General features: G+C 67.4%; 21 protein-coding genes and 1 tRNA gene. 4 read left to right on the forward strand and 18 right to left on the reverse strand.

Annotated features, from left to right (window positions below; translation table 11 throughout):
• Nucleotides 1–70: 70 nt before the first annotated feature.
• The 17 genes from SROT_RS01815 to SROT_RS01895 form a co-directional block, all read right to left on the reverse strand.
• Nucleotides 71–2152: an NADPH-dependent 2,4-dienoyl-CoA reductase gene (locus SROT_RS01815; RefSeq protein ID WP_013137304.1), complete on the reverse strand. Its 2082-nt coding sequence runs from the start codon at nucleotides 2150–2152 to the stop codon at nucleotides 71–73.
• Between the two features lie 44 nt (nucleotides 2153–2196).
• Entirely contained in the window at nucleotides 2197–2757 is a 561-nt protein-coding gene (locus SROT_RS01820) for a PadR family transcriptional regulator (RefSeq protein WP_013137305.1), read from the reverse strand.
• A 51-nt stretch (nucleotides 2758–2808) separates the two neighbouring features.
• Nucleotides 2809–3288, reverse strand: a complete 480-nt coding sequence (locus SROT_RS01825; RefSeq protein ID WP_013137306.1) for a hypothetical protein — start codon at nucleotides 3286–3288, stop codon at nucleotides 2809–2811.
• A 120-nt stretch (nucleotides 3289–3408) separates the two neighbouring features.
• Nucleotides 3409–5292 carry an ABC transporter ATP-binding protein gene (locus SROT_RS01830; RefSeq protein ID WP_013137307.1) on the reverse strand — a complete coding sequence of 628 codons (1884 nt, stop codon included), beginning with the start codon at nucleotides 5290–5292 and terminating at the stop codon, nucleotides 3409–3411.
• Nucleotides 5285–7090: an ABC transporter ATP-binding protein gene (locus tag SROT_RS01835; protein WP_245535335.1), complete on the reverse strand. Its 1806-nt coding sequence runs from the start codon at nucleotides 7088–7090 to the stop codon at nucleotides 5285–5287. The genes SROT_RS01830 and SROT_RS01835 overlap by 8 nt, the downstream gene beginning before the upstream one ends.
• Before the next feature lie 72 nt (nucleotides 7091–7162).
• Nucleotides 7163–7474 (reverse strand): monovalent cation/H(+) antiporter subunit G, encoded by a 312-nt coding sequence (gene mnhG, locus SROT_RS01840; protein WP_013137309.1) that lies wholly within the window; start codon nucleotides 7472–7474, stop codon nucleotides 7163–7165.
• Nucleotides 7474–7743: a monovalent cation/H+ antiporter complex subunit F gene (locus tag SROT_RS01845; RefSeq protein WP_013137310.1), complete on the reverse strand. Its 270-nt coding sequence runs from the start codon at nucleotides 7741–7743 to the stop codon at nucleotides 7474–7476. The genes mnhG and SROT_RS01845 overlap by 1 nt, the downstream gene beginning before the upstream one ends.
• Nucleotides 7743–8276 carry a Na+/H+ antiporter subunit E gene (locus SROT_RS01850; RefSeq protein ID WP_013137311.1) on the reverse strand — a complete coding sequence of 178 codons (534 nt, stop codon included), beginning with the start codon at nucleotides 8274–8276 and terminating at the stop codon, nucleotides 7743–7745. The genes SROT_RS01845 and SROT_RS01850 overlap by 1 nt, the downstream gene beginning before the upstream one ends.
• Complete coding sequence (locus SROT_RS01855; RefSeq protein WP_013137312.1) at nucleotides 8273–9838, reverse strand: Na+/H+ antiporter subunit D; 1566 nt, start codon at nucleotides 9836–9838, stop codon at nucleotides 8273–8275. Before SROT_RS01855 ends, SROT_RS01850 begins: the two co-directional genes overlap by 4 nt.
• The gene (locus tag SROT_RS01860; protein ID WP_013137313.1) at nucleotides 9835–10269 is read right to left on the reverse strand and encodes a Na(+)/H(+) antiporter subunit C; all 435 of its coding nucleotides are present in this window, start codon (nucleotides 10267–10269) and stop codon (nucleotides 9835–9837) included. The genes SROT_RS01855 and SROT_RS01860 overlap by 4 nt, the downstream gene beginning before the upstream one ends.
• Nucleotides 10266–13136, reverse strand: a complete 2871-nt coding sequence (locus tag SROT_RS01865; RefSeq protein ID WP_013137314.1) for a Na+/H+ antiporter subunit A — start codon at nucleotides 13134–13136, stop codon at nucleotides 10266–10268. Before SROT_RS01865 ends, SROT_RS01860 begins: the two co-directional genes overlap by 4 nt.
• A gap of 32 nt (nucleotides 13137–13168) precedes the next feature.
• Nucleotides 13169–15067 (reverse strand): Stk1 family PASTA domain-containing Ser/Thr kinase, encoded by a 1899-nt coding sequence (pknB, locus tag SROT_RS01870; protein ID WP_013137315.1) that lies wholly within the window; start codon nucleotides 15065–15067, stop codon nucleotides 13169–13171.
• Nucleotides 15064–16584 carry a penicillin-binding transpeptidase domain-containing protein gene (locus tag SROT_RS01875; RefSeq protein WP_013137316.1) on the reverse strand — a complete coding sequence of 507 codons (1521 nt, stop codon included), beginning with the start codon at nucleotides 16582–16584 and terminating at the stop codon, nucleotides 15064–15066. The genes pknB and SROT_RS01875 overlap by 4 nt, the downstream gene beginning before the upstream one ends.
• Nucleotides 16581–18170: an FtsW/RodA/SpoVE family cell cycle protein gene (locus SROT_RS01880; RefSeq protein WP_013137317.1), complete on the reverse strand. Its 1590-nt coding sequence runs from the start codon at nucleotides 18168–18170 to the stop codon at nucleotides 16581–16583. The genes SROT_RS01875 and SROT_RS01880 overlap by 4 nt, the downstream gene beginning before the upstream one ends.
• Nucleotides 18167–19651 (reverse strand): PP2C family protein-serine/threonine phosphatase, encoded by a 1485-nt coding sequence (locus SROT_RS01885; protein WP_013137318.1) that lies wholly within the window; start codon nucleotides 19649–19651, stop codon nucleotides 18167–18169. The genes SROT_RS01880 and SROT_RS01885 overlap by 4 nt, the downstream gene beginning before the upstream one ends.
• A 91-nt stretch (nucleotides 19652–19742) precedes the next feature.
• Complete coding sequence (locus SROT_RS01890; RefSeq protein ID WP_013137319.1) at nucleotides 19743–20216, reverse strand: FHA domain-containing protein FhaB/FipA; 474 nt, start codon at nucleotides 20214–20216, stop codon at nucleotides 19743–19745.
• A 41-nt stretch (nucleotides 20217–20257) separates the two neighbouring features.
• Nucleotides 20258–21001 carry an FhaA domain-containing protein gene (locus SROT_RS01895; RefSeq protein ID WP_013137320.1) on the reverse strand — a complete coding sequence of 248 codons (744 nt, stop codon included), beginning with the start codon at nucleotides 20999–21001 and terminating at the stop codon, nucleotides 20258–20260.
• Between the two features lie 318 nt (nucleotides 21002–21319).
• On the opposite strand from SROT_RS01895, the gene SROT_RS01900 reads away from it, so the two are divergent.
• The 4 genes from SROT_RS01900 (at nucleotide 21320) to SROT_RS01915 (ending at nucleotide 24960) form a co-directional block, all read left to right on the forward strand.
• A tRNA-Leu gene (locus tag SROT_RS01900) sits at nucleotides 21320–21402 on the forward strand.
• 465 nt (nucleotides 21403–21867) lie between these two features.
• Nucleotides 21868–22146 carry an acyl carrier protein gene (locus SROT_RS01905; protein WP_013137321.1) on the forward strand — a complete coding sequence of 93 codons (279 nt, stop codon included), beginning with the start codon at nucleotides 21868–21870 and terminating at the stop codon, nucleotides 22144–22146.
• A gap of 16 nt (nucleotides 22147–22162) precedes the next feature.
• Nucleotides 22163–23788: a long-chain-fatty acid--ACP ligase MbtM gene (gene mbtM / locus SROT_RS01910; protein ID WP_013137322.1), complete on the forward strand. Its 1626-nt coding sequence runs from the start codon at nucleotides 22163–22165 to the stop codon at nucleotides 23786–23788.
• Nucleotides 23785–24960, forward strand: a complete 1176-nt coding sequence (locus SROT_RS01915; RefSeq protein WP_013137323.1) for an acyl-CoA dehydrogenase family protein — start codon at nucleotides 23785–23787, stop codon at nucleotides 24958–24960. Before mbtM ends, SROT_RS01915 begins: the two co-directional genes overlap by 4 nt.
• 123 nt (nucleotides 24961–25083) lie before the next feature.
• Here the strand turns inward: SROT_RS01915 and SROT_RS01920 are convergent, their stop codons facing one another.
• Nucleotides 25084–25743 (reverse strand): GNAT family N-acetyltransferase, encoded by a 660-nt coding sequence (locus tag SROT_RS01920; RefSeq protein ID WP_187288052.1) that lies wholly within the window; start codon nucleotides 25741–25743, stop codon nucleotides 25084–25086.
• Between the last annotated feature and the right edge of the window lie 153 nt (nucleotides 25744–25896).

Here is a 25896-nt window from a genome sequence, read left to right on the forward strand (position 1 = left end):
TAGCAGATCAAATCAGACCCATTCTACGACGAGAGCCGCGTTGCGCCGCCGCGCGCGTGCCGCTGGGCGATCACAAGGCCGCGGCGAGCTCGGTCCCTTGCCGGATCGCGCGTTTCGCGTCCAACTCGCCCGCCAGCAGCGCCCCGCCGACGACGTGCGCCCGGACGCCCTTGGCGACCAACTCGTCGTACAAGCCGCGCTGCGACTCTTGGCCTGCGCAGATGACGACGTTGTCGACTTCGAGCACCCGAGGGTCTTTGTGCTCTTCGCCGAAGGTGATGTGCAGCCCCTGGTCGTCGATCTTCTCGTAATTCACGCCGGACAGCTGCACGACCTTCTTCGCCTTGATCGCGGCCCGATGGACCCAGCCGCTGGTTTTGCCGAGTTTCCTCCCCAGCGGGCCCGGGGTCCGGGCGAGCAGATACACCTCGCGGGGCGAAGGGCCGGGTTTCGGCGCGACGATCCCGCCCCGAGGCCCGCCCCTGGCGGGATCGACAGGGTCGGAAACCCCCCACTCCTGGCGCCACTCCTTCAGGTGCAAGGTCGGGGAATCCTCGGTGGTGAGGAATTCGCTCACGTCGAAGCCGATGCCGCCGGCCCCGATCACCGCGACCCGTTTGCCGACGGGTTTGCCCTCTTTGACCACGTCGGCGTAGGAGAGCACCATAGGATGCTCGACGCCGGGGATCCTGGGCATCCGCGGAGCGACGCCGGTGGCCACCACCACGTCGTCGAAGCCCTCGGCGGACAGCTGCGCCGCGGTGATCCTCGTGTTCAACCGCACCTGCACCTTGTGGTGCTCCAACTGCTTCTGGAAGTAGCGCAGCGTGTGCCGGAATTCCTCCTTGCCGGGGATTTTGCTGGCGATGAGGAACTGCCCGCCGATGCGGTCGTCGCCCTCGATGAGGGTCACGCTGTGCCCTCGTTCGGCGAGGGAGACCGCAGTCGCCAGGCCCGCGGGTCCAGCGCCCACCACGGCCACCTTTTTGGCTTTGCGGGTCGGCAGGAGCTGCAACTGCGTCTCCCGCCCTGCGCGCGGGTTGAGCAGGCATGAGACAGTCTTGTGCGCGAAGGCGTGGTCCAGGCAGGCCTGGTTGCAGGCGATGCAGGTGTTGATGAGGTCGGACTGGCCCGCCTTCGCCTTGTTCACCCAGTTCGGGTCGGCCAGCAGCGGACGCGCCATGGAGATCAGGTCCACGTCGGTTTCGGCGAGGATCTGCTCGGCGGCTTCGGGCATATTGATCCGGTTCGACGCGATGACCGGGACGTCCACCTGTTGGGCGAGCGCATGGGTGTACTCGACGAAAGCTCCGGAGGGCACCGAGGTGACGATGGTCGGCACCCGCGCCTCGTGCCAGCCGATGTCGGTGTTGAAGATGTCCACGCCCGCTTCCTCGAGCTCTTTGGCGAGCGCCACGATCTCCTCCCACGTTTGCCCTTCTGGGACGTAGTCCACCAAGGAGATGCGGAACTGGAGGATGAAATCGGGCCCGACCGCCGCGCGGATCTGCCTGGTGATCTCGACGGGGAAGCGGCGGCGCTTCTGCGGCGTGCCACCCCATTCGTCGGTCCGCTTGTTGGTGAGCGGGGCGAGGAACTGGTTGATGAGGTAGCCCTCGCCGCCCATGACCTCGATCCCGTCGTAGCCCGCGGCTTTGGCGAGCTTCGCGGCCCTGGCGTAATCGCGGATGGTGCTGCGGATCAGCCAGCCCGGCATCTTCCAAGCCCGGAACGGGGTCGTCGGGGCGCTCGTGGCAGAGGCCGAGACAGCGAGCGGGTGGAAGGCGTAGCGGCCGGTGTGCAGGATTTGCAGGAGGATCTTCGCGCCGTGCTCGTGCACGGCGTCGGTGATTTTCCGGTGCGACTTCGCGACGAGCTTCGTGGTGAACTGGCCGAACAGCGGCACGGTGGAGCCCAGGTAGTTCGGCGCGTAGCCGCCGGTGACGATGAGCCCGACGCCGCCCGCCGCGCGCTCGCCGTAGTACGCGGCGAGTTTGTCGATCATCCAGGGGTAGTCCTCGTACCCGGTGTGCATAGAGCCCATGACCACGCGGTTCTTCAGTCTGGTGCGGCCCAGGTCCAGCTCGGAGAGCAGGTTCGGGTAGGGGAGCGCCGGTTGTTCGGCGGCAGGGCGGCGGATGCTGGTGTTCATCGCTGTCTCCTAGTCGTGGCGGGGCGGTCGTGGCGGGCGGGCGATCAGATGGCGTCTTCGGAGGGCTGGGGGCTGTGTGGTTCGAGCGCGGCGGCGGCCTCGTCGAGCCACGCGATGAGGGCTTCGGCCTGTCGGATTCCGGCTTCGAGCACGAGGCGCTGGTACAGCGGGGCTCCGGTGAGCGGGGCTGCGGGGAAGTGCCTGGCTTCGCTGTCCCGGTAATGCGCGAGCGTGCGGACGGCCTGCTCGCGGTGCGCGCGCAGGTCTTTGACGAGGACGTCCGGGTCGCCGTGGGCGAGGCCGCGCAGTTTGACGGGCAGCTCCCAGCGCAGGATCGGCCCCGAGCTGGGTTTGTTCACCCATTTCGCGAGTTCGGCTTTGCCTTCTTCAGAGATGGAGTAGACCTTTTTGTCGGGTTTCCCGTTTTGCCGCACGACTTCGCAGGTGGCCCATTCGGCCGCGACGATCCGTTGCAGGGTGCGGTAGATCTGCTGGTGCGAGGCCGACCAGAAGAAGGAAATGGATTTGTCGAACCGCCTGGCCAGGTCGTAGCCCGTGCTCGGACGTTCGGCGAGCGAGACGAGCAGGGCGTGTTCGAGGGCCATCGTCTCAGGGTAGCGCGCCCAGTGATGATATGCAACAAAGTGTCTATGAAACTAGTTGCGTATTATTGTTCCGGGGTTTGGCCGCACGAGCCGCCGCCTGGGCGGCGGGGTCTTCGGGGTCGGCGGGGCCGGGAAACGTTGCAACAGTTCGCCGAGCAGCGCTGTGGCGGCGATGAGCGCGCCGAGTCGCGCCCTGGGCCAGCTCGCCCCTCGGGCGGAGAGCGCCCGAGCGGCTTTGTCGACGCAGCGCTCGCCGATCAACGGGGTGGTGCTGAGTGAGGCCGCGCATGCGATGGCCGCGCCTGCTCGCTGGGAGATCGGGATCGGGGGCGGCAGCGAGGCTGCGCGCCGAAGTTGCTCCGCGCCCGCGCCCGCGCATGCCGCGGAGCCCGCGATGCGCGCCGCGCGGGCGAGGAACCGCTCACGCCGCGACATCGGGAAGTCCGCCGAGGCGACAGCGGCCCCGAGCCCGAGCGCGCTGAGCGCCCCCAGCCACCAAGGGGGCATTGTGTCGGCCCGGAACACGCGCATGCCCCAATGATACAAGACCGTAGGAAGTGCTCGTGGGAAATCCTCGCAGAGCAGAATCCCCAGGGTCCGCGCGGAGCCAATCCTCGCCAGGCCCAATCCGCGCAGGACACGCGCGAGGCTTTAGGCCAGAGAGCGCTGCCAGGCGGTGTGCAGCTGCGCGAAATAGCCGGTGGGGGAGCCTTCTGCGCCCCCTTGCCCGCGCAGCAGTTCGGCGGGCGGGCCGTCTTCCAGAATTCTCCCTTCGCCGACCACGAGCACACGGTCCGCGATTTCCACGGTGGAGAGCCGGTGCGCCACGATGATCGCAGTGCGCCCGTCGAGCAGCGCGCCCAAGGCCCGCTGCACCACTCGTTCGCTCGGGATGTCGAGGCTCGCGGTGGCCTCGTCGAGCACGATGACTTTCGGCGCCGCCAGGAAAACCCTGGCGAACGCCACGAGCTGGCGTTCCCCGGCGGAGAGCCGGTCGCCGCGCTTCTGCACGCACGTGTGATACCCCTCGGGCAGCGCGCTGATGAACTCGTCCGCCCCGACTGCCCGCGCGGCGGCGATGACCTCGGCGAGCTCCGCGTCCGCCTTGCCGAGTCGGATGTTCTCCAAGACGGTTCCCGAGAACAGGTACGGCTCCTGCGTCACCATGACGATCCGTTTGCGCAGTTCCGCGTCCGCGATGTCCCGCAGGTCCACCCCGTCGAGGCGCACCGACCCCGAAGTCGGGTCGTAGAACCGGGCGATGAGCTTGGCGATAGTGGACTTCCCCGCCCCTGTCTCCCCGACCATCGCGACCACCTGCCCCGGCGCGATGGACAGCGAGCAGTCGGGCAGGACCGGCGGACCCTGCGGCGAATACGAGAACGTCACGCGGTCCAAGACGACGCCGCCCTCGTCGTTCGCCGGAACGACCGGGTGTTCAGGCTCCGGGACGGCGGGGCGCTCTTCGAGCACCCCGGAGATCTTCTCCAACGCGGAGGCCGCCGATTGGTACATGTTGAAAACCTGGGCCAACGTCTCCAGCGGCTCATAAAAGTTGCGCAGATACATCAAGAACGCAGCGAGCACGCCGACTTGGATCTCGCCGTGGATCACGCGCCAACTGCCGACCAGCAGCACCGCGACCGTCGAAAGGTTGTCGACCAGCCGGGAAAAGCCGATGTAGTTCGCCATGTTCACGGTCGCCTCGACCGTGGTGGCCTGGTATTCGGCGCTTTCGGCCGCGAGGATCTCCTCGTTGCGCTGCTCCCTTCGGTACGACTGCACGGCCCGGATGCCGCTCATCGCGTCCACATAATGCGTGATGACCCTCGCGATGGCCCGACGGGCCCGGCGCTGCGAAATCCGCTGGAGCCTGCCGGAGCGCCGGGTCATCACGACCATGGGGACGAACCCGGCGAGGCCGACGAGCGCGAGCGGCACGTCGAGCCAGAACAGGATCAGGGTCATGCTCACCAGGGACAGCGCGGCGTTCATGGACTCGACGACTGAGCCGCTGAGAAACTCCATGAGCGTGTCCATGTCATTGCCGAGCCGAGCGATCACCTTGCCGGACGTGTAGCGCTCGTGGAAGGCGACGGAGAGGCGCTGCGCATGGGTGAACACTCTGGTTCGCAGCTCAAGCAGTATCGATTGGGCCAGTGCCGCCGCCCTTGTCTGCGACGCGTAGTTGAGCCACGCGCCGAACAGCGCCAGCAGCAGCAGCGCCGCCACCGCGAAGGCCAGCGCGGCCCATCCCCCGCCGACGCGCACGCCGAGCATCTGCGCGGCAGGAGCCCCAGCGCTCTGCGCGGCCTGGCCGATCCCCTTGTCCAGTCCGTACGCGACCACGAGCGGGATCAGCACGAAGCACGCGTTGTCGGCCACAACGAGCGCGCCGAGCGTCCAGAGTTTGCCCGCGTGCGGGCGCGTCAGGTCCACAAGCAGCGCCCGCGAGCGCCGGGCAAGGACCAAGTTGCCTTTTTTGTCCGGGTCCTCGTCCTCGTTCGCGACTCCCCGCCAATCCTGCTCAGACATCGGCTTGCTCCCTGATCGCGCCCATGACGTGGCGGTAGCGCTCGGAGGCGGCCAGCAGTTCCTCATGGGACCCGACGGCTTCCACACGTCCGTCCCAGAGCAGCGCCACCCGGTCGGCGAGGGCCGCGGTGGAAGGGCGATGCGCAACGAGCAATGTGGTCGGCGCCCAGGGGCGTGTCTCTGGCGCGGCGGCGCCCTGCGCGCCCTCGCTGTCCTGGACGGCCCGGCGAAGCTTCGCTTGGACCTGCGCCTCGGTGTCCACGTCCAGCGCGGAGAGCGGATCGTCGAGCACGAGCACCTTCGGTTGGCCGAGGACGGATCGCGCGAGGGCCAGACGCTGGCGTTGGCCCCCGGAGAGGCTGAGCCCTTGTTCGCCGACGCGGGTGCTGGCCCCCCACGGAAGTTTCGCGACGAACTCAGCGGCAGAGGCGATCTCGAGCGCGTCGGCGACCGCGCCGTCGGTGGCGTCGGGCTGTCCGAGGGCGACGTTCTCACGCACGCTCGCGGAGAAGAGCACAGGCTCTTCGAAGGCCACAGCGATCTGCGCGCGCAGGTCCGCGAGTCGCAGCTCGCGGATGTCCACGCCATCGAGGGTGATCCGCCCCGACGTGACGTCGAGCAGTCGGGGCACGAGATTCGCGAGCGTGCTCTTGCCCGACCCGGTCGGGCCGACCAGGGCGAGGATTTCACCGGGCCGTAGTTGCAGCGACACATCGGTGAGCACCGGAGCCTTCGCGTCCGGGTAGGTGAAGCCGACATGTTCGAAGGCGAGTTCGCCCCGCACCGGCTGCGGCAAGGCGCGCGGGCGGATCGGGTCGGTGACCGAGACCGGCCGGTCCATGAGCTCCCAGTGCCGGACTGCCGCGTTCACGGTGCTGAACAGGTCGCCGAGCAGCAGCGCGATGGAGGTGAGCGGCCAATTCAAATACATGACCAAGGAAATCGCGGCGACGAGCGTGCCGAGCGTCCATTGCCCTTTCGCCACGCCCCAGCCGCTCACGAGCAGCATCGCGGTGACGGTGAACACCGGCGTGGCGCCGCTGACCATCCACAGCGACGCCTTCAGCCGCGTCTCGCGCAGTTCGAGCGCGCGAAGTTCGTCGGCTTGCGCGCGGTACCGGGCGATGAAGCCCGGCCCCGCGCCGAACGCTTTGAGCACTCGGACGCCGAGCACCGACTCCTCGACGGTCGTGGTGATGTCGCCGACGAGGTCTTGCACCTGCCTGGAGACGCGGCGCCAGGAGCGTTCGAGCTTGCTCGTGGCCACCAGCATCGGCACTTCGCAGACGATGAGGATGACGCCCAGCGGCCAGCACAAGACGAGCATCGTGGCGGTGGTCGCCACGATGGCGACAGTGTTCACGATGAAGAACGGGCCGAAGAAGGCGGCGAAGCGGCGCAACTGGCGCAGGTCCTCCACGCCGCGCGAGAGCAATTGCCCGGAGTCCCATTCGGCGTGCTCCCCGATCGCGAGCCGCTGCGCATGGGCGAACACTCGGGCCCGCATGCTGGTCTCCAACTCGGCGGAGGGGCGCGCTCCGACGCGGCGACGGCCCCAGATCGCACCCGCGTCCACAAGCCCCAACGCCGACACAACCACGATGGGCCACACAAGCCCCCGCGTGTCGTTGCGAGCGATCGGGCCGTCCACCACATGTTTGACCATCAGCGGGATGCACACGCTGGTGAGCACGGAGAGCAGCACCAGACCTAAGGAGAGGCCGATCCGGCCCGCGTAGGGCCGGACGTACGGCCACAGTCGCACGAGAGCCCTGACACCAGGTGTGGTTTGCGCCATGCCCTCATTCATAGCGCACTTGGCTGACGTTTTTCCATCAGATTTGCGCCGTCGCCGGGCGAGGGGGCCTTGTCAGAGTTTTTGCCGCGCTTGCAGCGCGGCTTGGTCCTCGAGCAGCTCCCGATAGGCGAGCCTGCCGATCAGGTGCGCGAGAACGGGCGAAGTCAGCAGGGCGAAGAGCGCGATGAGCACGAGCATGCCGAGGTCGATGCTGTGCCGGAGCCGGATCGCGGCCCCGACGCAACTGAGGACAAGCCCGAGCGCCTGCGGTTTGGCCGCGGCGTGCATCCTCGTCAACGTGTCCGGGAAGCGCACGATGCCCAGCGCGGCGGTGAGCGCGAGGACGGAACCCGCGAAGATGAAGAGGGCGGCGGCGAGGTCCATCAGGATCTCCTCCGTTTGTCTTTCACGCGGAAGCGCACCACGCTGAGCGAGCCGATGAAACCCAATAACGAGAGCGCCGTCGTCCCGTAGACCACCGTCGAGTCCATGCTGTACGCCGCCCACCCGTTCAACGCGCACATGACCACCGCCACCAACGTGTCAACGGAGACGAGCCGGTCGAGCGTCTTGGGCCCGAAGGCGACCTTCCAGGTGGTGAGCAGCGCGGCCGCGCAGAGCAAAACCGCTGAGGAGATCCACAACCAATCCATCATTTGCCTTTGCCTTGTTCGAAGGCGCGGCTGAACCACCGCTCCAGGGCCGCTGTTTGGGCTTCGAACTTCTTCACGTCCGCCTCATTGCGGGACGGGATGAGGTGGACCTGGACCCGGCGATGCACCCGGTCGATCGCCAACACCACAGTGCCGGGGATCAGGGTGAGCGCCAAAATCGCGAGCGTCAGCACGAGGTCCGAGCTCATGCGCAACTTCACCCATTGGATGCCGCTGGGCGGGGCTCCAGCGGGCCGGACGGCGTACCAGGCCACCTGGAAGCTTGAGACCACCAGGTCTCTGGCGATGAGCAAGCACAGCACGAACAGGGAGCCGAGTCGGACCCGTGTGCCGACTGGCACTCTTGGCAGCGGCAGGAAAACGATCACCGACACGGACACGAGCACGCCCGAGCCGACGATGAGCGGCGTCGCCTCGCCCCACAGCAAGACCCACACCACGATCAGCCAGATGATCGCGCCGCCCCGCACGACCAGTTCACGGATTTGTTCTTTGCTGCCGAGCCTGCTCATGGGGCACCCCTGGTCTCCACCGCGGCGCGTTCGGCGATGCCGAGGATCGGCCCCGCCGCGAAGGCGAGCCCGAGCCCGAGGACCACCAAGGCGATGGTCGAGCCGACCATGCCGTACGGCATCCGCCCGACGTCCGCGCGGTCCGCGTACGCGATGTCCACGAGTTCGCTGCTCATCGTCGGCGGGGCGGCGTTCGAGAGCTCGCCTTCCGGCGCGTCCTCGCGCCGCCGCCAAAAGGCGAGGTTCCACACGCGCATGATCGTGTACAAGGTGAGCAGGCTTGTGACCATGCCGCCCGCGATGAGAATCCAGGCGAGGGCTCCCCCGTGGGCCACGGCGGCCTGGGTGAGGACGAGTTTGCCGATGAAGCCGGAGAAGGGGGGGATTCCGGCCAAGTTGAGCGCCGGGATCAGGAACAGCGCGGCGAGCAGGGGGCTTGCGGCTCCGAGGCCGCCGAGACGGCGCAGCGAGGAGGCCCCCGCTTGCCGTTCGATGAGCCCGACCACAAGGAAGAGCGTCGTCTGCACCAAGATGTGGTGCGCCACGTAGTACACCGTTCCCGCAAGCCCTTGCGGGGTGGACAGGGCGACGCCGAACACGAGGTAGCCGATGTGGCTCACCAGCGTGAAGGACAGGACCCGTTTCATGTCGGACTGGGCGAGCGCGCCAAGAATGCCGATGACCATCGTGCCGAGCGCCGCGACGAGCAGCACGGCGTCGAGCCCGGCTCCGGGGAAGAGCAGCGTGTGCGCGCGGATGATGGCGTACACGCCCACCTTGGTCAGCAACCCCGCGAAGACCGCGGTCACCGGCGCGGGCGCGGTCGGGTAGGAGTCGGGCAGCCACGCGGACAGCGGGAAAATGGCGGATTTCACGCCGAACGCCACGAGCAGAACAGCGAAGAGCGCTGAGCGCAGGCCGCTGGGAGCGTTCTGCAGCGACGCTCCGACCTGGTCGAAGTTGAGCGATCCGGTCGTGGCGTAGATCAGCGCGATCCCAATGAGGAAGACCGTCGAGGAAAGGATGGAGACCATCACGTAGGAGATCCCGGCTCTGATCCGCGCTCCGCCGCCGCCGATGGTCAAAAGCACGTAGCTCGACGCGAGGAGCACCTCGAAGCCCACGTAGAGGTTGAAGATGTCGTGGGCCAAGAACGCGTCGCACACCCCGGCGGTCAGCGCCAGGTACGTCGGCAAGAAGATCGAGACCGGTTCGTTCCCGTCTCCGTCCCGAACGCCCTGGCTCACCGCGTACACCAACACCGCGAAGAGCACGCAGGCCGAGACCACGAGCATGAGCGCGCTGAGGCGGTCGCCGCTCAGCTCGACGCCGAGCGGCCCCGGGGAATGCGCCGTCTTGCCCCATCCGCCGAGAAAGACGCGCTGTTCGCCCCGCGTGTCCACGAGGAAGAGCAGGCCGACGCTGGCGGCCAGGGTCGCGATGAGCGTGCTGGAAGCTGTGAGCAGGGCGAGTCTGGGCCTTCGGCTGAGGATGAGCGTTCCGGCGGCTCCGGCCATCGGCACGATGACGGGAGCCGGGACGAGCACTTGCGCGAGGTTCATGTGCGAAGCTGGCCTTCCGTGTCGCCCACGTCCACCTTCGCCGGCTCGTCGTCCGGCTCTGCCTCGCCGTCGAACTCCGCGCGCTGGGCCACGCTCTCGTCTTCGACGTCGTCGTCCACGTCCTCGTCGGTTTGCAACCGGTAGGAGCGGTAGGCGAGGGCGAGGACGAACGCCGCGACGCCGAGGGAGATGACGATGGCGGTCAGAATCATCGCTTGCGCCAAGGGGTCGGCGGTCGGCTCGCCGGGGGCCGCTCCCACGATCGGCGGAGCCCCGGAGGGCCCGCCAGCGGCAAGAATGAGCAAGTTCACCGCGTTGCCGAGCAGGATCGTGCCGATCAACATCTTGGTCAGGGTGCGGCGCAGGAGCAGATTCACCCCGGTGGCTCCGAGCAGGCCGATGAGGACCACCAGCGTCATGTTCGCGCTCATGCGGGCCGTCCTGCTCCGGCGGCTGGGGAGGGGCGCGCCCCCGGCTGTTCCGCGTCCACGTCGTCGCCCTCGTCGAGGCGGGCGCCGAGGCTGCGCAAAATGTCGAGGACCATGCCGACGACGATCAAATAGACGCCCAGGTCGAAAAGGCTCGAGGTGTTCAGCCGCAGCGCCCCGAGGACGGGGAGGTCGAGCGCGACGCTGGCGCTGGAGAGCGCGGGCAGGCCGACGAGGACCGAGCCCGCGGCCGTGGCCGCGGTGAGGGCGAGGCCCGCACCCAGGATTTTCCCGGCCTCGACCGGCAGTGTCTCGCCGAGCTCATAACGACCGCCCGCGAGATATCGCAGCACCAGCGCGAGCCCGGCGACCAGGCCCCCGGCGAAGCCGCCGCCGGGCGCGTTGTGGCCGCTGAAGAAGAAATACACGGAGAGGGTCATGATCGTGGGGAAGACCATCCGGGTCGCGATCTCCAGGATGATCGAGCGCTGCCTCGGGTCGGTGAACTCGCTGGAGCGCAACCAGCTCACCTGTTTGCCCGCCTGCGCCGGGGCCTGCGCCAGCCGGGGGAGGGACCCGTATCGGCGGTTCACGAAGACCAGCGACGCGACGCCGGTGGCCGCGACGAGCAGGACGGAGATCTCGCCGAAAGTGTCCCAGGCGCGGATGTCCACGATGATGACGTTCACGGTGTTGCTGCCGTGGGCGCGCGCGAGCCCTTCTGCGGCGAGCGAACCCGCCAGGGCAGGCGCTCCCGCGCCTCGCGCGCTGATGGCGAACAGCGCGAGGAGCGACAGCGCGCCGCCGACCGCCAAGGAGAACACTATGCGCACGGCGTACGAGAACACCGGGATCGGCTCGTTCGTCCGCGCGTCGAACTTGCGCAGCACGAGCGTGAAGACGACGAGGGTGAGCGTCTCGACGAGAAATTGGGTGAGCGCGAGATCCGGGGCGCCGTGCAGGGAGAACAGCACCCCGCAGCCGTATCCGGTGACCCCGGCGGCGAGCACCGCCCCGATCCTGTGCGTCAACGCCACCGCCGCCACCGCCCCGATCATCATCATGACAGCGACGACGAGCTGGAAGGGCGAGTCGTAGGGATGCCATTTGATCGGGTTCCTCGGTCCGGAGAAAAGCATGGCGAGCGGGAAGACGGTGAGCACCGTGAGGGTGGTGGCCTGGGCGATCGGCAGCGAGCCTCGTTGGACGAACGCCGTCACGCGCAGCGCGAGCGCGGACAGGAGGCGCATGATCTCGTCGTAGACTTCGTCGGCGTTGCCGAGGCGCCGGCGCGACTTCGGCAGGTTGGGATTGACGGCGAACAGTCCGCAGCCGATCACCAGAGCCACCGCGACCAGTGCCGCGCCCGCGCCGAGCTGTCCGAACGCGGTCAGTTCGCTCGGGCCGGTCTGCGCGTCGCCCCCGAAGACGGGCCCGACGGCGGCGGCGTTGACGATCCAGGACCACATGGGCAGCGTGAACGACGCGACAAGGCCCAGCAGGGCCAGAATGGCTGGCGGGGCCCAGAGTGCGACAGCGGGGCGCAGGGCGGGTTCGGCTCCGCGCTTGTGGGCGTAGAGCCCCCAGCTCAGTCGCAGGCTGTACCCCGTGGTGAGCGCCGCCGCCGCGACTTCGAGCAGGGCGAGCGGGGCGAGTTCCCAGACCGGGGCGTGCTCGGTGAGCAAGGAGTCGAATGCCGCGTGTTTGCCGACGAAACCCAAAAAAGGCGGCAAAGCCGCCATAGAAGCCCCCGCCAGCGCCGCCGCCGCGACGAGCGGCGCCGCCCTCGGGCCCATGCGGGAGAGTTTGGGCAGGTGGCGGCTGCCTGCCGTGCGGTCGACGCCGCCGACTGTCATGAACAGCGCCGCCTTGAAGAGCGAGTGGGCGAGCAGCATCACCAGGCCCGCCGCTCGGGACGCCTCGCTGTCGGAGCCGACGAGCATGGTCATGAGCCCGAGCTGGCTGATCGTGGAAAACGCCAGCACGAGCTTCGCGTCCCAGGCGCGAAGCGCGCGCCAGCCGCCCAAGAGCGCCGTGGCGAGGCCGAACGGCAGGACCATCCAATGCCACACCGGGGCGTGGGCATACGCGGGGGCCAGCCTCGCCACCAAGTACACCCCGGCTTTGACCATTGCCGCGGCGTGCAGGTAGGCGCTGACCGGGGTCGGCGCCGCCATCGCGCCGGGCAGCCACAGGTGCCAGGGCACCAGCGCCGATTTCGTGAACGCCCCGACGAGCACGAGGGCGACCCCCGTCTGACCGAGGGCTCCGCCGACGGGATGGCGGAGCATCTCGGACAGCAGGTAGCTTCCCGTCTGTTCGCCGAGGATGATGACGCCGACGAGCATGGCGAGGCCGCCGAGGGTCGTGATGTTGAGCGCGCGCAGCGCCGCTCGGCGGGCGACGAGCTTATGCCCCTGATGGCCGACCAGCAGGTACGAGAGAACGCTGGTGATCTCCCAGAACATGAACAGCAGCAGCGTGTTGTCGCTGACGATGAGGCCGAACATGACGCCGGCGAATCCGGTGAGCTGGCCCGCGAGGGCGCCGAGTTTCGGCTCGTCCGGGGCGAAGTAGCGGGAGCAATAGGCCAGGACCACCGCGCCGACCCCCAGCACGGGCAGGCACATGATGACCCCGAGCGGGTCGAGCATCAGGTCCACGTCCATCGCGGCTTGGGGTATCCAGGTGTGGTGTTCTCGCAGCTCGACCTGTCCGCCTCGGGTCGCGGACAGCACCCAGGCCAAGCTCGCGGCGGGGACGAATGCGAGCGCCAAGAACGCCTGCCGCCCCCAACGCGCGACAAGCGCAGGGGCTAAGAACGCCGCGAACGCGTGCGCGAGCAGGACATCGAACACCCATTCGATCATACACGACGGCCTCGCGCGCCGCAAGTCTCAGACTACCCCGAATGGTACATGTCAATGGTCACCGTGCCCAGTTTCGGGAAGGCGGTTCCTGGGGCGGGGTCCTGGCGGAAAATCTGGCCGGGGACCTTGTTGGGGTCGGGGAGGATGATCCCGTTGCCCTGCGTGCTCTGCGTCGTCACCTGTCCGGAGAAGCCAGCCTTGCGCAGCGCCGTGCGGGCCTCCTGCTCGGTCATGCCGGTCAGGTCCGGCATCGCGATTTGGTCGCCCTTCGAGATGGTCAGAGTCACCACGGATTTGCGTTTCGCGTCGGAGCCCGGCTGCGGGTCCTGGCTCAGCACCTTCCCGTACGGCTCGGTCGAGCTTTGTTCGACGAAGGCGGGCGGGGCGAGGCCCGCGTCGGTGATCGCCTTGGTGGCGGCGTCGCTCTGTTGGCCGACCACATTGGGGATCTGCGTGTTCTCCGGCCCCTTGGAGAGAATGAGCTGCACCTTGGTGCCTTTGAGCGCGGTCTTGTTGGCGGCGGGCTGGGTTGAAATCACCCGGTCTTTGTCGATCTCGTCGGAGAACTCCGGCGGCGGGCGATTGGGGTCCTCGACCAGGCCGGCCGCGCTCAGGCGCGTTATCGCTTCGCCGTAGGGGACGTTGCGCAGGTCGGGCACAACCGTTTGGCCTGGGCCGGACGAGATGGTCAGGGTCACTTCGGCGTTCTTGTCCACCGCGCTGCCGCCCTGCGGCGTCGTGCCGATGGCGTTGCCTTGTTTGGTCTCGACGCTCTCCTGGTGGTCGATCTTGTAGCGGACCCCGGATGTGCGCAGCGCGTCGGTGGCTTGCTGCTCGCTCATCCCGGCCACATTGGGGACCATGGCGTACCCCGCGGGCACCGGATGGATATTGCTGATCGCGAAATACGCGGCGACCAGCGCCGCGATCACAGCCACCACAAGCGCCGCATAGACTCCGCGCGGCCGTGAGCCCGGTTCGGCGACCGGCTGCCCGTGCTCGCGCAGCGGTTTGTGCGTCGGACCGGTGATCTCGCCGCTGGAAAGCAGCGAATTGCGTTCTGCCTCCGACATGACCCTCGGCGCGCTCGGCCGCTCGCCCGCGAGCAGTTTGAGCACGTCGGAGCGCAGTTCGGCGGCGGATTGGTAGCGGTTCGCCGGGTTCTTGCTCATCGCTTTGAGCACCACGGCGTCGATGTCCGGAGTCAGGGTCTTCTTGAGCGAGGACGGCGGCTTGGGGTCCTCGCGCACATGCTGATAGGCGATGGCGAGCGGCGTGTCCCCGGTGAACGGCGGCGCGCCCGCCAACAGCTCATAGAGCACACAGCCCAAGGAGTACACGTCCGAACGCGGGTCCACGGTCTCGCCCCGTGCCTGTTCGGGGGACAGGTACTGCGCGGTGCCGATCACCGTCGCGGTCTGCGTCGCCGTGATCGTCGCGTCGGAGATGGCGCGGGCGATGCCGAAGTCCATCACCTTCACCTGGCCGGTCTTGTCGATCATGATGTTGCCGGGCTTCACGTCGCGGTGCACGATGCCGTTATGGTGGCTGAAGTCCAGCGCGGCAGCGACGTCCGCGATCCAGGAAAGGACCTCTTGGGTGGTGAGCGGCCCGTTCTGCAGGGCCTCGCGCAGCGTCTGCCCGTCGACGTACTCCATCACGATGTACGGCATCGGGCCTTGGTCCGATGCGGATTCCCCCGTGTCGAAAACCGAGACGATCATGGGGTGGTTCAGCGCCGCGGCGTTCTGCGCCTCTCGACGGAACCGCAGGTAGAACCGAGGATCGCGGGCCAAATCCGGGCGGAGCAGCTTGATCGCGACGGTGCGGCCGAGCCGTTCGTCCCGTGCGATGTGGACTTCGGACATGCCGCCGTAGCCGATCGCCTCGCCGAGGGTGTAGCGGCCCCCGAGATGTTTCGGCGTGCTCATCGCCGCCCCCCGTCCGCGAGCGCTTGCGCGATCACTGCCCGTCCGATCGGCCCTGCGACGCTTGCCCCAGTGGCGCCGGGGCCCAGCGCGTCCGAACCTTCGACCAGGACAGCCAAGGCGATCACCGGACGGCTGGCCGGGGCGAACGCGACATACCAGGTGTAGGGGCTTTTGTTGTGCGGATTGTCCGCGGTTCCGGTCTTCGAGGCGATGTCGAGTTTCGGGTCCTTGCCTTTCCCGCCCGAGCGGCGCTCCGACTCGACCATGAAGTCGGTGAGCGTTTTCGCGGTCTGCGGCCGCATCGCGGGGACCAGCACGGAACGGGTCGTCTGGTCGTCGCTGAGCGGTTTGAGGTCCGGGCCGAACTCTTGGCGCACCACGAACGGGCGGGCCAAAAAACCGCCGTTGGCGACGCAAGCTGTGATTTCCGCGTTCATCAGCGGGGTCAGTTGCACGTCGCGTTGCCCGATCACGGACTGCCCGAGCGCGGCGGGGTCCTTTTGCAGCAGATCCGGCTCCTCTGGGCTGACCAGTTGCGACGGGACCACCGACATGGGGATCGACTGTTTCTCGGTGAGTTGCAGTTGGGTCGCCATACCACGCAGCACGGCGTCCGCTTTCGGTATTTTCTGTGTCATGAGCTGGACGAACGCAGTGTTGCACGAGTACGCGAACGCTTGTCGCAGGGTCACTTCGCCGCCGATGGAGTCCGGGCACGCCTGCCCGCCGTAGTTGGGGATCGTCGCGTTCGCCGTGCCGGGCAGCGGGATGGAGCCTGCGGCCGTCAGTTTGAGATCGGGCGAGATCCCGTAGGACAGTGCTGCCGCCGTGGTCACGATCTTGAACGTCGAACCGGGCGGATACGCCTGTTCGATAGCCCTGTTGAGCAGCGGTTGGTTCGGGTCGTGGGAGAGAGATTCGTAGTATTTCGCCGTCTCGTCGAGATTATGGCTGGAGAGCTGGTTGGGGTCGTAGCTCGGGCTGGAGGCCATCGCCAGGATCGCGCCGTTCTTCGGGTCGAGGGCGACCACCGACCCGACGCAGCCGCCGGGGCAGCCGGAGGAAAGCTGCCGGTAGGCCACTTCCTGCAACTTCGCGTCGATAGTGGTGTTCACCATGCCGCCGCGTTGGCCGTGGCTGGCGAGGAAGTCTAAGAGCCGCTGCGAGAAAAGGCGGGAGTCTTTGCCGTTGAGGACGTCGTTCTCTTTCAGCTCCAGCTCGGTCCGGTCGAACAGCATCGAGTAATAGCCGGTGACTGGGGCGTACGCCAACGGCTCATTGTATTTGCGCAGGTAATGGAAGCGGTCGTCGCTGGGGTCGGAGTAGGCGAGCAGCGTTCCGCCTGCCGTGATCTTGCCGCGCGGCTCCGAGTACTCGCGGTAGAGCGCGCGTTTGTTGTGCGCGTTGTTGCGCAGGTCGATGGACCACCAGGCCTGCACATAGGTGATATTGGCGATCAGGACGAGCGGGGCGAGCCAGGCCAGCACAAGGCCGATCCGGCGCAAGGACGTGTTCATTGTGCGGCCCCCCTCGTGTTTTTCGGATCGGCTGTGTTTTTTGGCTCGGGGGGGATTTTCTGCAGGTCGGTGGTGGTCGGCTCTTCCTCTGACGCGGCGCTGTCGGCTCCTGAGAACCACGCGGTGGCTTTTTGCGCCGAATGCCGGTTGTTTTTCGCTTTGCCGCCGCTGTTCGGCGCCGCGACTGGGAGCGACCCCGGTTTGCGCGCCTCATGGGAGATCTTGATCAACAGCGCCATGAGGATGTAGTTCGAGAGCAGCGAGGAGCCGCCGGACGACATGAACGGCGTGGTGAGGCCGGTCAGCGGGATGAGGTCGGTCACGCCGCCCGCGATGATGAAGACTTGGATCGCGATGGTGATGACCAGGCCCGCCGCCAACAGTTTGCCGAAGCTGTCCCGAACGGTGAGCGCAATGCGAAAACCCCGGTCGACCAGCAGGTAGTACAAGAGGATGACGGCGGCCAGGCCGATCAGCCCCAGCTCTTCGCCTGCCGCTGCGAGAATGAAGTCGTTATGCGCTTCGGGGACTCGGGCGGGCGAGCCCGCGCCGAGGCCGGTCCCGCCGAGCCCGCCGACAGCGAGGCCGAACAGCGCCTCGCAGAGCTGGTAGCCGACGTTGTCGCAGTCCGTGAGCGGATTCGCCCACGCCTGCGCGCGTTCTTGGACATGATGGATTTGCGTGAACGCGAAAGCGCCCGCGACCACGAGCATCAGCAGCCCGATCAGCAGCCAGCTGGCCCGTTCGGTCGCGATGTACAGCATGAGCAGCGCGGTCACGAAGATCAGCAGCCCCATGCCGAGGTCGTGTTGCAGGAACAAAGTGGCGATCGCCAATCCCCACGCCAAGAGCAGCGGCCCGAGGTCGCGCATTCTCGGCAAATCCAAGCCCCAGACGTGGTTGCCCGCCGTGACGAACAGATCCCGTTTGGCGACCAGCAGCGACGCGGAGCAGACGATGAGCGCGATCTTGGCGAACTCTCCCGGCTGAATCGTCAAAAAGCCCAAGTGCAACCACACGTTCGACCCGTTGATCGGTGCCGCGAAGATCGGGACGGCGAGGAACAACACCCCGAGCGCGCCGAGGGTGTAGCCGTACCGGGACAGCGCCCGGTAGTCCTTCAGGAAGCCGAGGACCAGGGAGAACGCCGCCACCGACACGAAGGTCCACACCAACTGCGGGTTGGTGTCGAAACTGAGGATCGACTGGCGGACCGCCTCGCTCCCTGGGTCGCGCACTTCCAGCTCGATTCGGAAGATCAGCACAAGGCCGACCCCGTTGAGCAGGGCCACGATCGGGAAGAGCAACGGGTCCGCGTATGGCGCGAAGAAGCGGATCGCGAGGTGCGCCCCGCCCATCATCAGGCTGTACACCAGGGCGATGCGCGCCAGATCGCCCAGCATGGGCCGGTGCAGATTGGCGTCGACCAAGGCCAATGCGGCGAGCACCAAGGCCACTGCCACGGCGAGCAGGGCCAGCTCGACGTTCCGGCGGTTTCGCGGAGCGAGATGACTGCCGGACGGGGCTTGGGATTTGCCCTGGCCGGGGGCTGTCTCCGACCGGACCGCGCTCCCTGCCGCGCTCATCCGAGGCGCTCCCGGCAGTCGATTCCCGGCTTCCAGGCGCGCAGCACCTCCGACGGCGGCGCGGGGAGCTCGATGCTCGGCTCTATCGACGGGAACGGGCTCTGTGAAGAGGGCGCGGGCTCGCCCGACGGGGGCGGCGGCGCGGGAAGCGCGATGCTCGGCATCGGCGCTGGCGCGGCAGGCGCCGACAACGGAGCCCGCGCGTGGTCGGCGCAGTTCGGGAGCAAGTGCTCCAACAGCAGTCGGACTTGGCCCTGGACTTCGTCGTGGCCGCCGGAGGGCAGGTTGGGCACGCTGGAGCGGGTGGCGACTTCCAGGTCGGTGAGCCGGAGGGGCGCGCAGCCCGGCCTGGACTCGCCCGCGCGCAGGAACTCCGCTTTCGCTTTCTCGCCGGGCACGGCCGGTTCGCGGAAGCACACCCGCTCGTCCAAGGCTTGCAGCCGCACCCCGAAGAGCGATCCGGAGACGCCCCGGTAAATGACGACCGAGCCGTTCTCCGAACCTGTGTAGTAATTCGAGCGCAAAAGAGCCCGACCGCCGTACGCCGCCGCGATGAGGGCGACCAGCAGCACGGCCAACACGGCGATGAGCCGCCAATGCCGCCGGGGCTTGTCAGCGCTCTCTTCGGCGGCTGACACCTTGACCGGGGTGCGCTGCTGCTGGCCGAGGGCCGCCGCGCGGCCTGCGGCGCTGTCCGGCGGCGGCGCGTGCTGCTGCTCTTCGCCGAGCGCGGAGCCCGCGATGATCGGCTGCGTTTGCGCGAACCCCGAGTCGGCGACCTCGGCCACCACGACAGTGATGTTGTCCGGGCCGCCGCTGCGCAGCGCGAGGTCCACGAGTTTGTCCGCGGCGGTGTCCACGTCCCCTTCGCCTAAGACCGTCTCGATGGTCGAGGCGCTCACAACGTCGGAGAGGCCGTCCGAACAGAGCAAGTAGCGGTCCCCGGCCAGCGCCTCGCGGACATTGAGCGTCGGCTGCACCTCGTGGCCGGTCAGCGCTTTGAGGATCAGCGAGCGCTGTGGGTGCGAATGCGCTTCTTCGGCGGTGATGCGCCCGTCGTCGATGAGGCTCTGCACATAGGTGTCGTCACGGGTGATCTGGGTGAGCTCGCCGCCGCGCAGCAAATAGGCGCGGGAGTCCCCGACGTGCGCGAGGCCGATCGAGGTCCCGGTGAACAAGAGCGCGGAGAGCGTTGTGCCCATGCCGTCCCGCTCCGGGTGCTCGGCAACATGCTCCGCGATGGCGATGTTCCCGGCGCGCACCGCGTTCTCCAGCTTGGACAGAATCTCTCCGCCGGGCTCCTCGTCGTCCAGCGGAGCGAGTGAATTGATCACCAGCGACGAGGCGACCTCGCCCGCCTCGTGGCCGCCCATGCCGTCCGCGAGCGCCAGCAGGCGCGCGCCCGCGTAGGCCGCGTCCTCGTTGTTGCCTCGGACCAGGCCGCGGTCGCTGCGGGCCGCGTAGCGCAGGACGAGGCTCATTGCGCCGCCTCTGCTCGGTCGCGCTGTGGTTGCTTTTCAAAAATGGTGCTGATGTGGCTGTGCTCCTCGCGCCTCGTCGTGCTCCAGGGGCTCATGCGCGCAGCTCGACTACTGTTTTGCCGACCTGGATCGGCGAGCCGAGCGGCACCCGCACCGCCGCAGTCACTTTGACCCGGTCGAGATAGGTGCCGTTCGTCGAACCCAAGTCTTCGACGAACCAGTCCTCTCCTCGTTTGAGCAAACGCGCGTGCCGTGACGACGCGTACTCGTCGGTCACCACCAGCGTCGAATCGTCGGCCCGGCCGATGAGCACAGGCGCGTCGCCGAGCGCGATCCGCGTGTTCCGCAGCGCGCCACGGGTGACCACCAGGTATTTCGCCTGCCGCCCTCTGCCGAAATTGGCGAAAAAGCCGCTGCTGGGGCTTTTGCTCTGCGCGGGCACCCGCGAGCCTGACGCGTTGGCGATGTCCGAACGGATCACACGGACCACCGCGAACACGAAAAGCCACAAAAGCGCCAGGAAGGCCGCGCGTCCGGCTTGCCAGATCAACGCCTGTTGCTGCATGTCGACCTCCCTTGCCTGGGATGTTTCGGCAAAGCTTTCCCCTATCCGAACCGTACGATAACGAGCGATTGGCCCACATTGACGACATCGCCGTCGGCGAGCTCCCATTCCGCGACCCGTTCCCCGTTGACCGAAGTGCCGTTTGTGGAACCGAGGTCGTTGAGCACAGCCCGCTGCCCGTCCCACCATATCCGGCAGTGCTCCCTGGACACCGATTTGTCGTCCAGTCGGACGCCCGCGCCCGATCCCCGGCCGATCACCGTCACCCCGAGCGGGAGCTGGTGCTGGCGCCCAGATCCCTCCGTCAGGCGCAACGCCCGGCGCGCGCTCTGCCGGTGCGAAGAGGAAGGCGAGGGCGGGGGAGCGGTTGTCCGCGCGGGCGCCGCCGGTTGCTGCGGCGCGGCGGCCCCTGGGCCGCCAGGTTCGCTCGCCGAGCTGGAAATGCGCAGCTGTCCGGGCCGCATCTGCGGCGAGACCTCGATCAGCACCGAGACCGGACGGCGCACCGCCCACCCCTGTGCCGCGATGAACTGCTCGAGGTGCCGGGTCAGCACCCTTGTGACCTCGTGGTAGTGCTCCTCGAAATGAGCGACGTCGTCCTGGCCGATCCGGATCATGTACTGGTCCGAGGTGCCCGGCTGGCCGTCCGCTCCGGTGCGGACATTGCTCGCCGCTTCCCGTTGCAACCCCGCCTGCACTTCGCTCACCTGCAAATTCCCGCCAAAAACGCGGGCGAAGGCATCGCCAATGGCGCCTTCGAGGGTGCGCTCAATGCGCTGGACCATTCCCATACCTTGTCAGGTTACCTGGTTCGGCGAGGGAAAACGAACCGCCGAGGCTGTTTCCGCGCGCAGGAAATTCTCCGATATGGCCCTCGGAGCCGCCATGCCGCCGCGTTGCCGTGGTCGACTTGGCCCGCTCGTTCGCCGAGCTCGCTCGCGGCGGCCCGGCTGGCCCGCGTTGTCGCGGCGGACGAGATTTCCGCGGCGGCGCTCGCTCCGCCGCCATGGGGAATTCGCCTCAGTCGAAGGCGCGAGAAGGATTCGTTCGCGAACCCGGATCTGTGGTAACGTTCATCCCGCTGAACTTCATCAGCGTCTCCAGGGCAAGTGGCGAAATGGCAGACGCGCTGGCTTCAGGTGCCAGTGTCCGCAAGGACGTGGGGGTTCAAGTCCCCCCTTGCCCACTAAGGATTTTTGCGCCTCCCCGTCGCGTGTCCGCGAAACCGGAGCGCAGGCGGCCTGAGAGCGAGAAAACCCCCTCCCGACAAGCGTCGGGAGGGTTTTCGTTGTTCGGGGCGCCGTTATACCCTTGGCCGCCCCACGGGCTTGGCCGGGGGCGGGGTCGGTGAGCTGGTCGGCCGCAGAGCGGCAGTTGCCGCGCAGAGTATGCGGGGATATACATCGTGGAAAATATATATATAGGGTTGCCTAACCTAACTGAACCGGGTAGTGTCTGAGCCGTTGCAGACAAAAGCCATCGGTGAACTGGTCTCCCAAAAGCCTCCTCGTCCGCGAGGGCGGCTTCTTGCGTCGATCACGCAGGAGAACGGTTCGGCCAGTCCAGACTCTTCACGTCGCGTCTCTGGACTGGCGCGAGCGTGGACCACGACCCGATCCCGTCACGAAAGAAAATCGAAAAGGAGCGCTATATGTCGATGGATGTCGCCGAAAAACTGGAGCAGGTTCTTCGAGAAGACCTCTCGGTGCGGGCAAGCCAGATCACGCGGGACGCGTTGCTGGTCGACGACCTGGGAATCGATTCGGTGGGGTTCGCGCTCGGCCTCGTCGTGATCGAGGAGAAGCTCGGGGTTGCGCTCTCCGAGGACCAGCTGCTCGTCTGCAATTCTTTCGGCGACCTCGTCGACATCGTCTCTTCCATGAAGAACGCGGGCTCTGCTCCCGTTGCCGAAGCGAAGCCCGCGGTCTGAGGGAGCGACTGTGACGATGACGGACGCGCAAGGAAACAGGCTGGCGGCAAAGATCTCCGAGGCGATGCTGTCCACTTCCGCCGACCTGGTAATCATGGACGCCGAAACCAGGGAATGGAGCCGGTTCCCCTGGGGGGAGGTGCACGCGCGCGCTGAGGCTGTCGCCGCCGACCTCCTGGACAGGGCGGACGGCCCGGTGGGAACGCTCGGGTTGATCGGGAACCCCACGGTCGACATCGTGGCGAGCGTGCTCGGCGCCTGGTTGGCCGGGGGCAGCGTGTCGCTCTTCCCCGGCATGGTGCGCGGCGCCGACCTGGGCAGATGGGCTGAGACGACATTGGGCCGGTGCGCGCAGATCGGGGTGCGCACGATTTTCAGCTACGGCCGCGAGCTGGAGCAGTTGCGCGCCGTGCAATCCGGCGTCCGGACCGAAGACGTCGCGCGCATCGGAGCCAAGCCCCGCCCCCAATCCTTTGTCCCGCCGCGCACAGGGGACGACAGCACCCCGGCGGTGCTGCAGAACTCCTCCGGGTCCACGGGGCAGCCGAAGACGGCGATCTTGTCCCGTGGGGCGTTCCTGAGCAATATCGCCGCAGTGGCGGACCGGACGCTGTTGGGCAAAGAAGACGTGGTGTGCAGCTGGTTGCCGCTCTACCACGACATGGGGCTCATCACGCTTGTGTCCGCGATGTGGGCGGGCGCGCCGCTGTGGCTCGCCCCCAGCGGCGCGTTTTCCGCCGCGCCGCTCAAATGGCTGGACTGGATCACCGAGAGCGGGGCGACGTATGTGAAGGCCCCGAACTTCGCGTACGACATCATCGGCAGGTACGGGGACAAGATCGACCGCGGTGTGGACCTCGGCACGTTGCGGGTCGCGGTGAGCGCGGCGGAGTTGATTCATTGCGACAGCTTCGAACGCTTCCTCGCCGCGACGGCCCCGGTGGGCTTCAACCCGGGCTCCGCCATGACGGCCTACGGCCTGGCGGAGGCGACGTGCGCGGTGGCCGCTTCCCGGCCCGGAGCCGGAGCGCGCTTTGACGACGTGTCCGTCACCATGCCGGACGGCGGCCAGTCCCGCCGCAGGTACGCGCGTCTCGGCGCCGCGTTGGACGGCATGCGCCTGCGCATTGCGCCCCCCGCGGCCCCGGTCCCTGCCATCAACGGCAGAGAGGTCGGCGAAATCGAGGTCACCGGGGCGTGCATGATGAACGGCTACCTCGGGGCCGATCCGATCCGACGTGACGAATGGTTCAAGACGGGCGATCTCGGCTATCTGCTCGACGGCGAGCTTGTTGTGGTCGGCCGGTTCAAGGAACTCATCGTCCTGGCCGGGCGCAACGTCTACCCCACCGATATCGAGCGCGCGGCGGCCTCGGTGGAGGGCGTGCGGGCTGGCAGGGTCGCGGCGGTCGGCCTCGACGAGGGCGGTCTGCGCCCGAGGCTCGCGCTCGCTCTGGAGTACAAGGGCTCCGACCTGGACACTGCTCGCAGGCGGGTGGTCCAACGGGTCGCCGCCGACTGCGGGATCGTCCCCGCGGAGGTCGTGTTCGCCGCCCCTGGGGAGCTGCCGGTCACGACTTCGGGCAAATTACGTCGGCTCGACGTCAAGCACATGATCGAGACCGGAGGAGGACTGCGATGACAAGCGTCGATGTGAGCCGCAGGGCGCAAGAGCGGCTGTCGCCGGAGGGATTCCAGGACTTGCTGCGCTCGGTCGTGGACGACGAGGTCCGGGCCTGGGTCGAGGAAGCCGAGAAAGACGAGCGGTTCCCCCGCAAGCTCATCGAACGGTTCGGCGAGCGCGGCGTGTTCGAGGACAAATGGGCGTCCGGGGCCCTTCCCGACGTGGCGAAACTCGTCGAATTGGGCTTCGCGCTGGGCGGACTCGGCTCTGTCGGCATCAGCGTCGGCGTGAGCTTGCACGATTCGGCCATCTCGGTCCTGCGCCGATTCGGCAGGACCGACTACCTGCGCGAAGTCGCGGAGAGCGCGATTCGGGGCGAAACCTTGCTCTGCATCGGGGCCTCCGAGGAAATCGGTGGTTCTGACCTGCAAATCTCCGAAACTATGGTGCGCAGCCACGACGGCGGCTACCAGATCAACGGCAGCAAAAAATTCGTGTCGCTCGCGCCTGTCGCCGACCACATCGTCGTGGTGGCCCGCAGCGCGGACAGCGCGCCGGAGGGCCAAAAAGGCAACGTCATGCTCTTGCTGGTGCCGACGGCGCAAACTGCCGTGCGCGAGCCTTACCGCAAACTCAGCGCCGGGCCGCTCGAAACCGCGTGGGTGGACATCGACACCTGGGTGCCCGCCGAGGCATTGATCGCCCGGCCCGGCGCGGGCCTCGCGGCGATCAGTTGGGGGTTGTCCCATGAACGGCTCGGCGTCGCGGCGCAAATCGTCGCGCTCTGCGAACGGGCTTTAGGGATCACGCTCGCCAGAATGACGGACCGGGTGCAGTTCGGCAGCACCCTCATCGAGCATCAGGCGCTGCGGTTGCGTTTCGCGGACCTGTGGTCCAGGGTCAATATGATGCGCTACTCGTTGGCGGGGATCGCGGCCACGGGCGAGATGAACCTGCGCACAGCCGCGGCCGTGAAAGTCACGGCGGCCCGGCTCGGCGAAGAAGTGCTCTCCGAGTGCCTGCATATCTTCGGCGGCTCAGGGTATTTGGTCGACCACACCCCGATTGGCCGCTGGTGGCGGGATATGAAGTTGGCCCGCGTGGGCGGCGGCACGGATGAGACGCTTTGGGAATTCGTCGCCACCGCGATGAAGCCGGATGTCGAGGGCTACCGTTCCTTATGCCCGTAGCGCGGGATGGCGGAGAGCTCAGCAGAGCATCAGGGAGCCCCAGCAGAACATCAGGGAGCAGAGTCCTGGAGAAAGAAGAAAAGAGCCCTCGGACGGGGGCTCTTTTCTTCTTTCTCCACCGAGCTATTCGGGTTGCTCCTCCGTTTTCGCCGCCGGCTCTTCGGCTTCCAGGGGCCAGGACTCGGGCACGTCGGCCGGAGTCCGCGGCAGGGTGTACAACGCCATTCTGCGGTTGGGCATTTGATGCTCGCCGAGGAAGACGCATCCGACGTGCTCGAAAACCCGGCGGGTCTCCACGTTCTTGTGCTCGGGGTCGAACATGATCCTTCGGCATTGCGGTTCGAGCTCGAAAAAACTTTTGATGAGCCTGGGCAGGAGCATGACCATGAACCCCTTGCTCGCCATCGCCTCGTCGGCTATAGCGCCATGCATGCCCAGGTCGTGCGGATCGGCGGCGTATGTGGCGCCGATCGAGTCCTGCGCCGGGCGGTAGCACTCCAGATAGCCGATCGGCTTGTCGCGGAACAAGATCAGGTAGGGATGCGAGTAGTTGCTTTCGACCTGCGCTTTGAGCTGGTCGTACCAGCGCTCGTCGGGCCAATCCTGTTCCCAGCCGCGCACAAGCGCGGGCTGGCGCATCCATGCGGCGATGATCGCGGTGTCCTCGCTGTCCGGGTCCACGCGTCGCACGGCGAACGGCGGGTCCAAATTCGGCTCGGGCGGCGCCGGCACGGACGGATCGGGGGCGATGAGACGATAGAGAACGGGCCAAGGCCGAGACACGCGGTGTAGTATAGCCTGCCCTAACTCGGAGTGGGCGTCGAGGCTTCTCTCTGCGGCCGGCTTGAGAGTCGTAGGACTCATCAATCGCACACCGCCCAGCGACGAGCGAAGCGATCGCGTGGAGCGCGCGCAGGAGCCTTGGCTCAAAACCAT

It is taken from the genome of Segniliparus rotundus DSM 44985 (genome assembly GCF_000092825.1).
GTDB lineage: Bacteria > Actinomycetota > Actinomycetes > Mycobacteriales > Mycobacteriaceae > Segniliparus > Segniliparus rotundus.

What these genes read in the sequence shown, in the direction of transcription:
- mbtM (WP_013137322.1), top strand. Translation starts at nt 22,163, where the DNA reads ATGACGGACGCGCAAGGAAACAGGCTGGCGGCAAAGATCTCCGAGGCG.
- SROT_RS01820 (WP_013137305.1), bottom strand. Translation starts at nt 2,757, where the DNA reads ATGGCCCTCGAACACGCCCTGCTCGTCTCGCTCGCCGAACGTCCGAGC.
- SROT_RS01845 (WP_013137310.1), bottom strand. Translation starts at nt 7,743, where the DNA reads ATGGATTGGTTGTGGATCTCCTCAGCGGTTTTGCTCTGCGCGGCCGCG.
- mnhG (WP_013137309.1), bottom strand. Translation starts at nt 7,474, where the DNA reads ATGGACCTCGCCGCCGCCCTCTTCATCTTCGCGGGTTCCGTCCTCGCG.
- SROT_RS01860 (WP_013137313.1), bottom strand. Translation starts at nt 10,269, where the DNA reads ATGAGCGCGAACATGACGCTGGTGGTCCTCATCGGCCTGCTCGGAGCC.
- SROT_RS01850 (WP_013137311.1), bottom strand. Translation starts at nt 8,276, where the DNA reads ATGAGCAGGCTCGGCAGCAAAGAACAAATCCGTGAACTGGTCGTGCGG.
- SROT_RS01880 (WP_013137317.1), bottom strand. Translation starts at nt 18,170, where the DNA reads ATGAGCGCGGCAGGGAGCGCGGTCCGGTCGGAGACAGCCCCCGGCCAG.
- SROT_RS01830 (WP_013137307.1), bottom strand. Translation starts at nt 5,292, where the DNA reads ATGTCTGAGCAGGATTGGCGGGGAGTCGCGAACGAGGACGAGGACCCG.
- SROT_RS01890 (WP_013137319.1), bottom strand. Translation starts at nt 20,216, where the DNA reads ATGCAGCAACAGGCGTTGATCTGGCAAGCCGGACGCGCGGCCTTCCTG.
- SROT_RS01855 (WP_013137312.1), bottom strand. Translation starts at nt 9,838, where the DNA reads ATGAACCTCGCGCAAGTGCTCGTCCCGGCTCCCGTCATCGTGCCGATG.
- SROT_RS01865 (WP_013137314.1), bottom strand. Translation starts at nt 13,136, where the DNA reads ATGATCGAATGGGTGTTCGATGTCCTGCTCGCGCACGCGTTCGCGGCG.
- SROT_RS01825 (WP_013137306.1), bottom strand. Translation starts at nt 3,288, where the DNA reads ATGCGCGTGTTCCGGGCCGACACAATGCCCCCTTGGTGGCTGGGGGCG.
- SROT_RS01835 (WP_245535335.1), bottom strand. Translation starts at nt 7,090, where the DNA reads ATGGCGCAAACCACACCTGGTGTCAGGGCTCTCGTGCGACTGTGGCCG.
- SROT_RS01885 (WP_013137318.1), bottom strand. Translation starts at nt 19,651, where the DNA reads ATGAGCCTCGTCCTGCGCTACGCGGCCCGCAGCGACCGCGGCCTGGTC.
- SROT_RS01915 (WP_013137323.1), top strand. Translation starts at nt 23,785, where the DNA reads ATGACAAGCGTCGATGTGAGCCGCAGGGCGCAAGAGCGGCTGTCGCCG.
- SROT_RS01895 (WP_013137320.1), bottom strand. Translation starts at nt 21,001, where the DNA reads ATGGTCCAGCGCATTGAGCGCACCCTCGAAGGCGCCATTGGCGATGCC.
- SROT_RS01875 (WP_013137316.1), bottom strand. Translation starts at nt 16,584, where the DNA reads ATGAACACGTCCTTGCGCCGGATCGGCCTTGTGCTGGCCTGGCTCGCC.
- SROT_RS01905 (WP_013137321.1), top strand. Translation starts at nt 21,868, where the DNA reads ATGTCGATGGATGTCGCCGAAAAACTGGAGCAGGTTCTTCGAGAAGAC.
- pknB (WP_013137315.1), bottom strand. Translation starts at nt 15,067, where the DNA reads ATGAGCACGCCGAAACATCTCGGGGGCCGCTACACCCTCGGCGAGGCG.
- SROT_RS01815 (WP_013137304.1), bottom strand. Translation starts at nt 2,152, where the DNA reads ATGAACACCAGCATCCGCCGCCCTGCCGCCGAACAACCGGCGCTCCCC.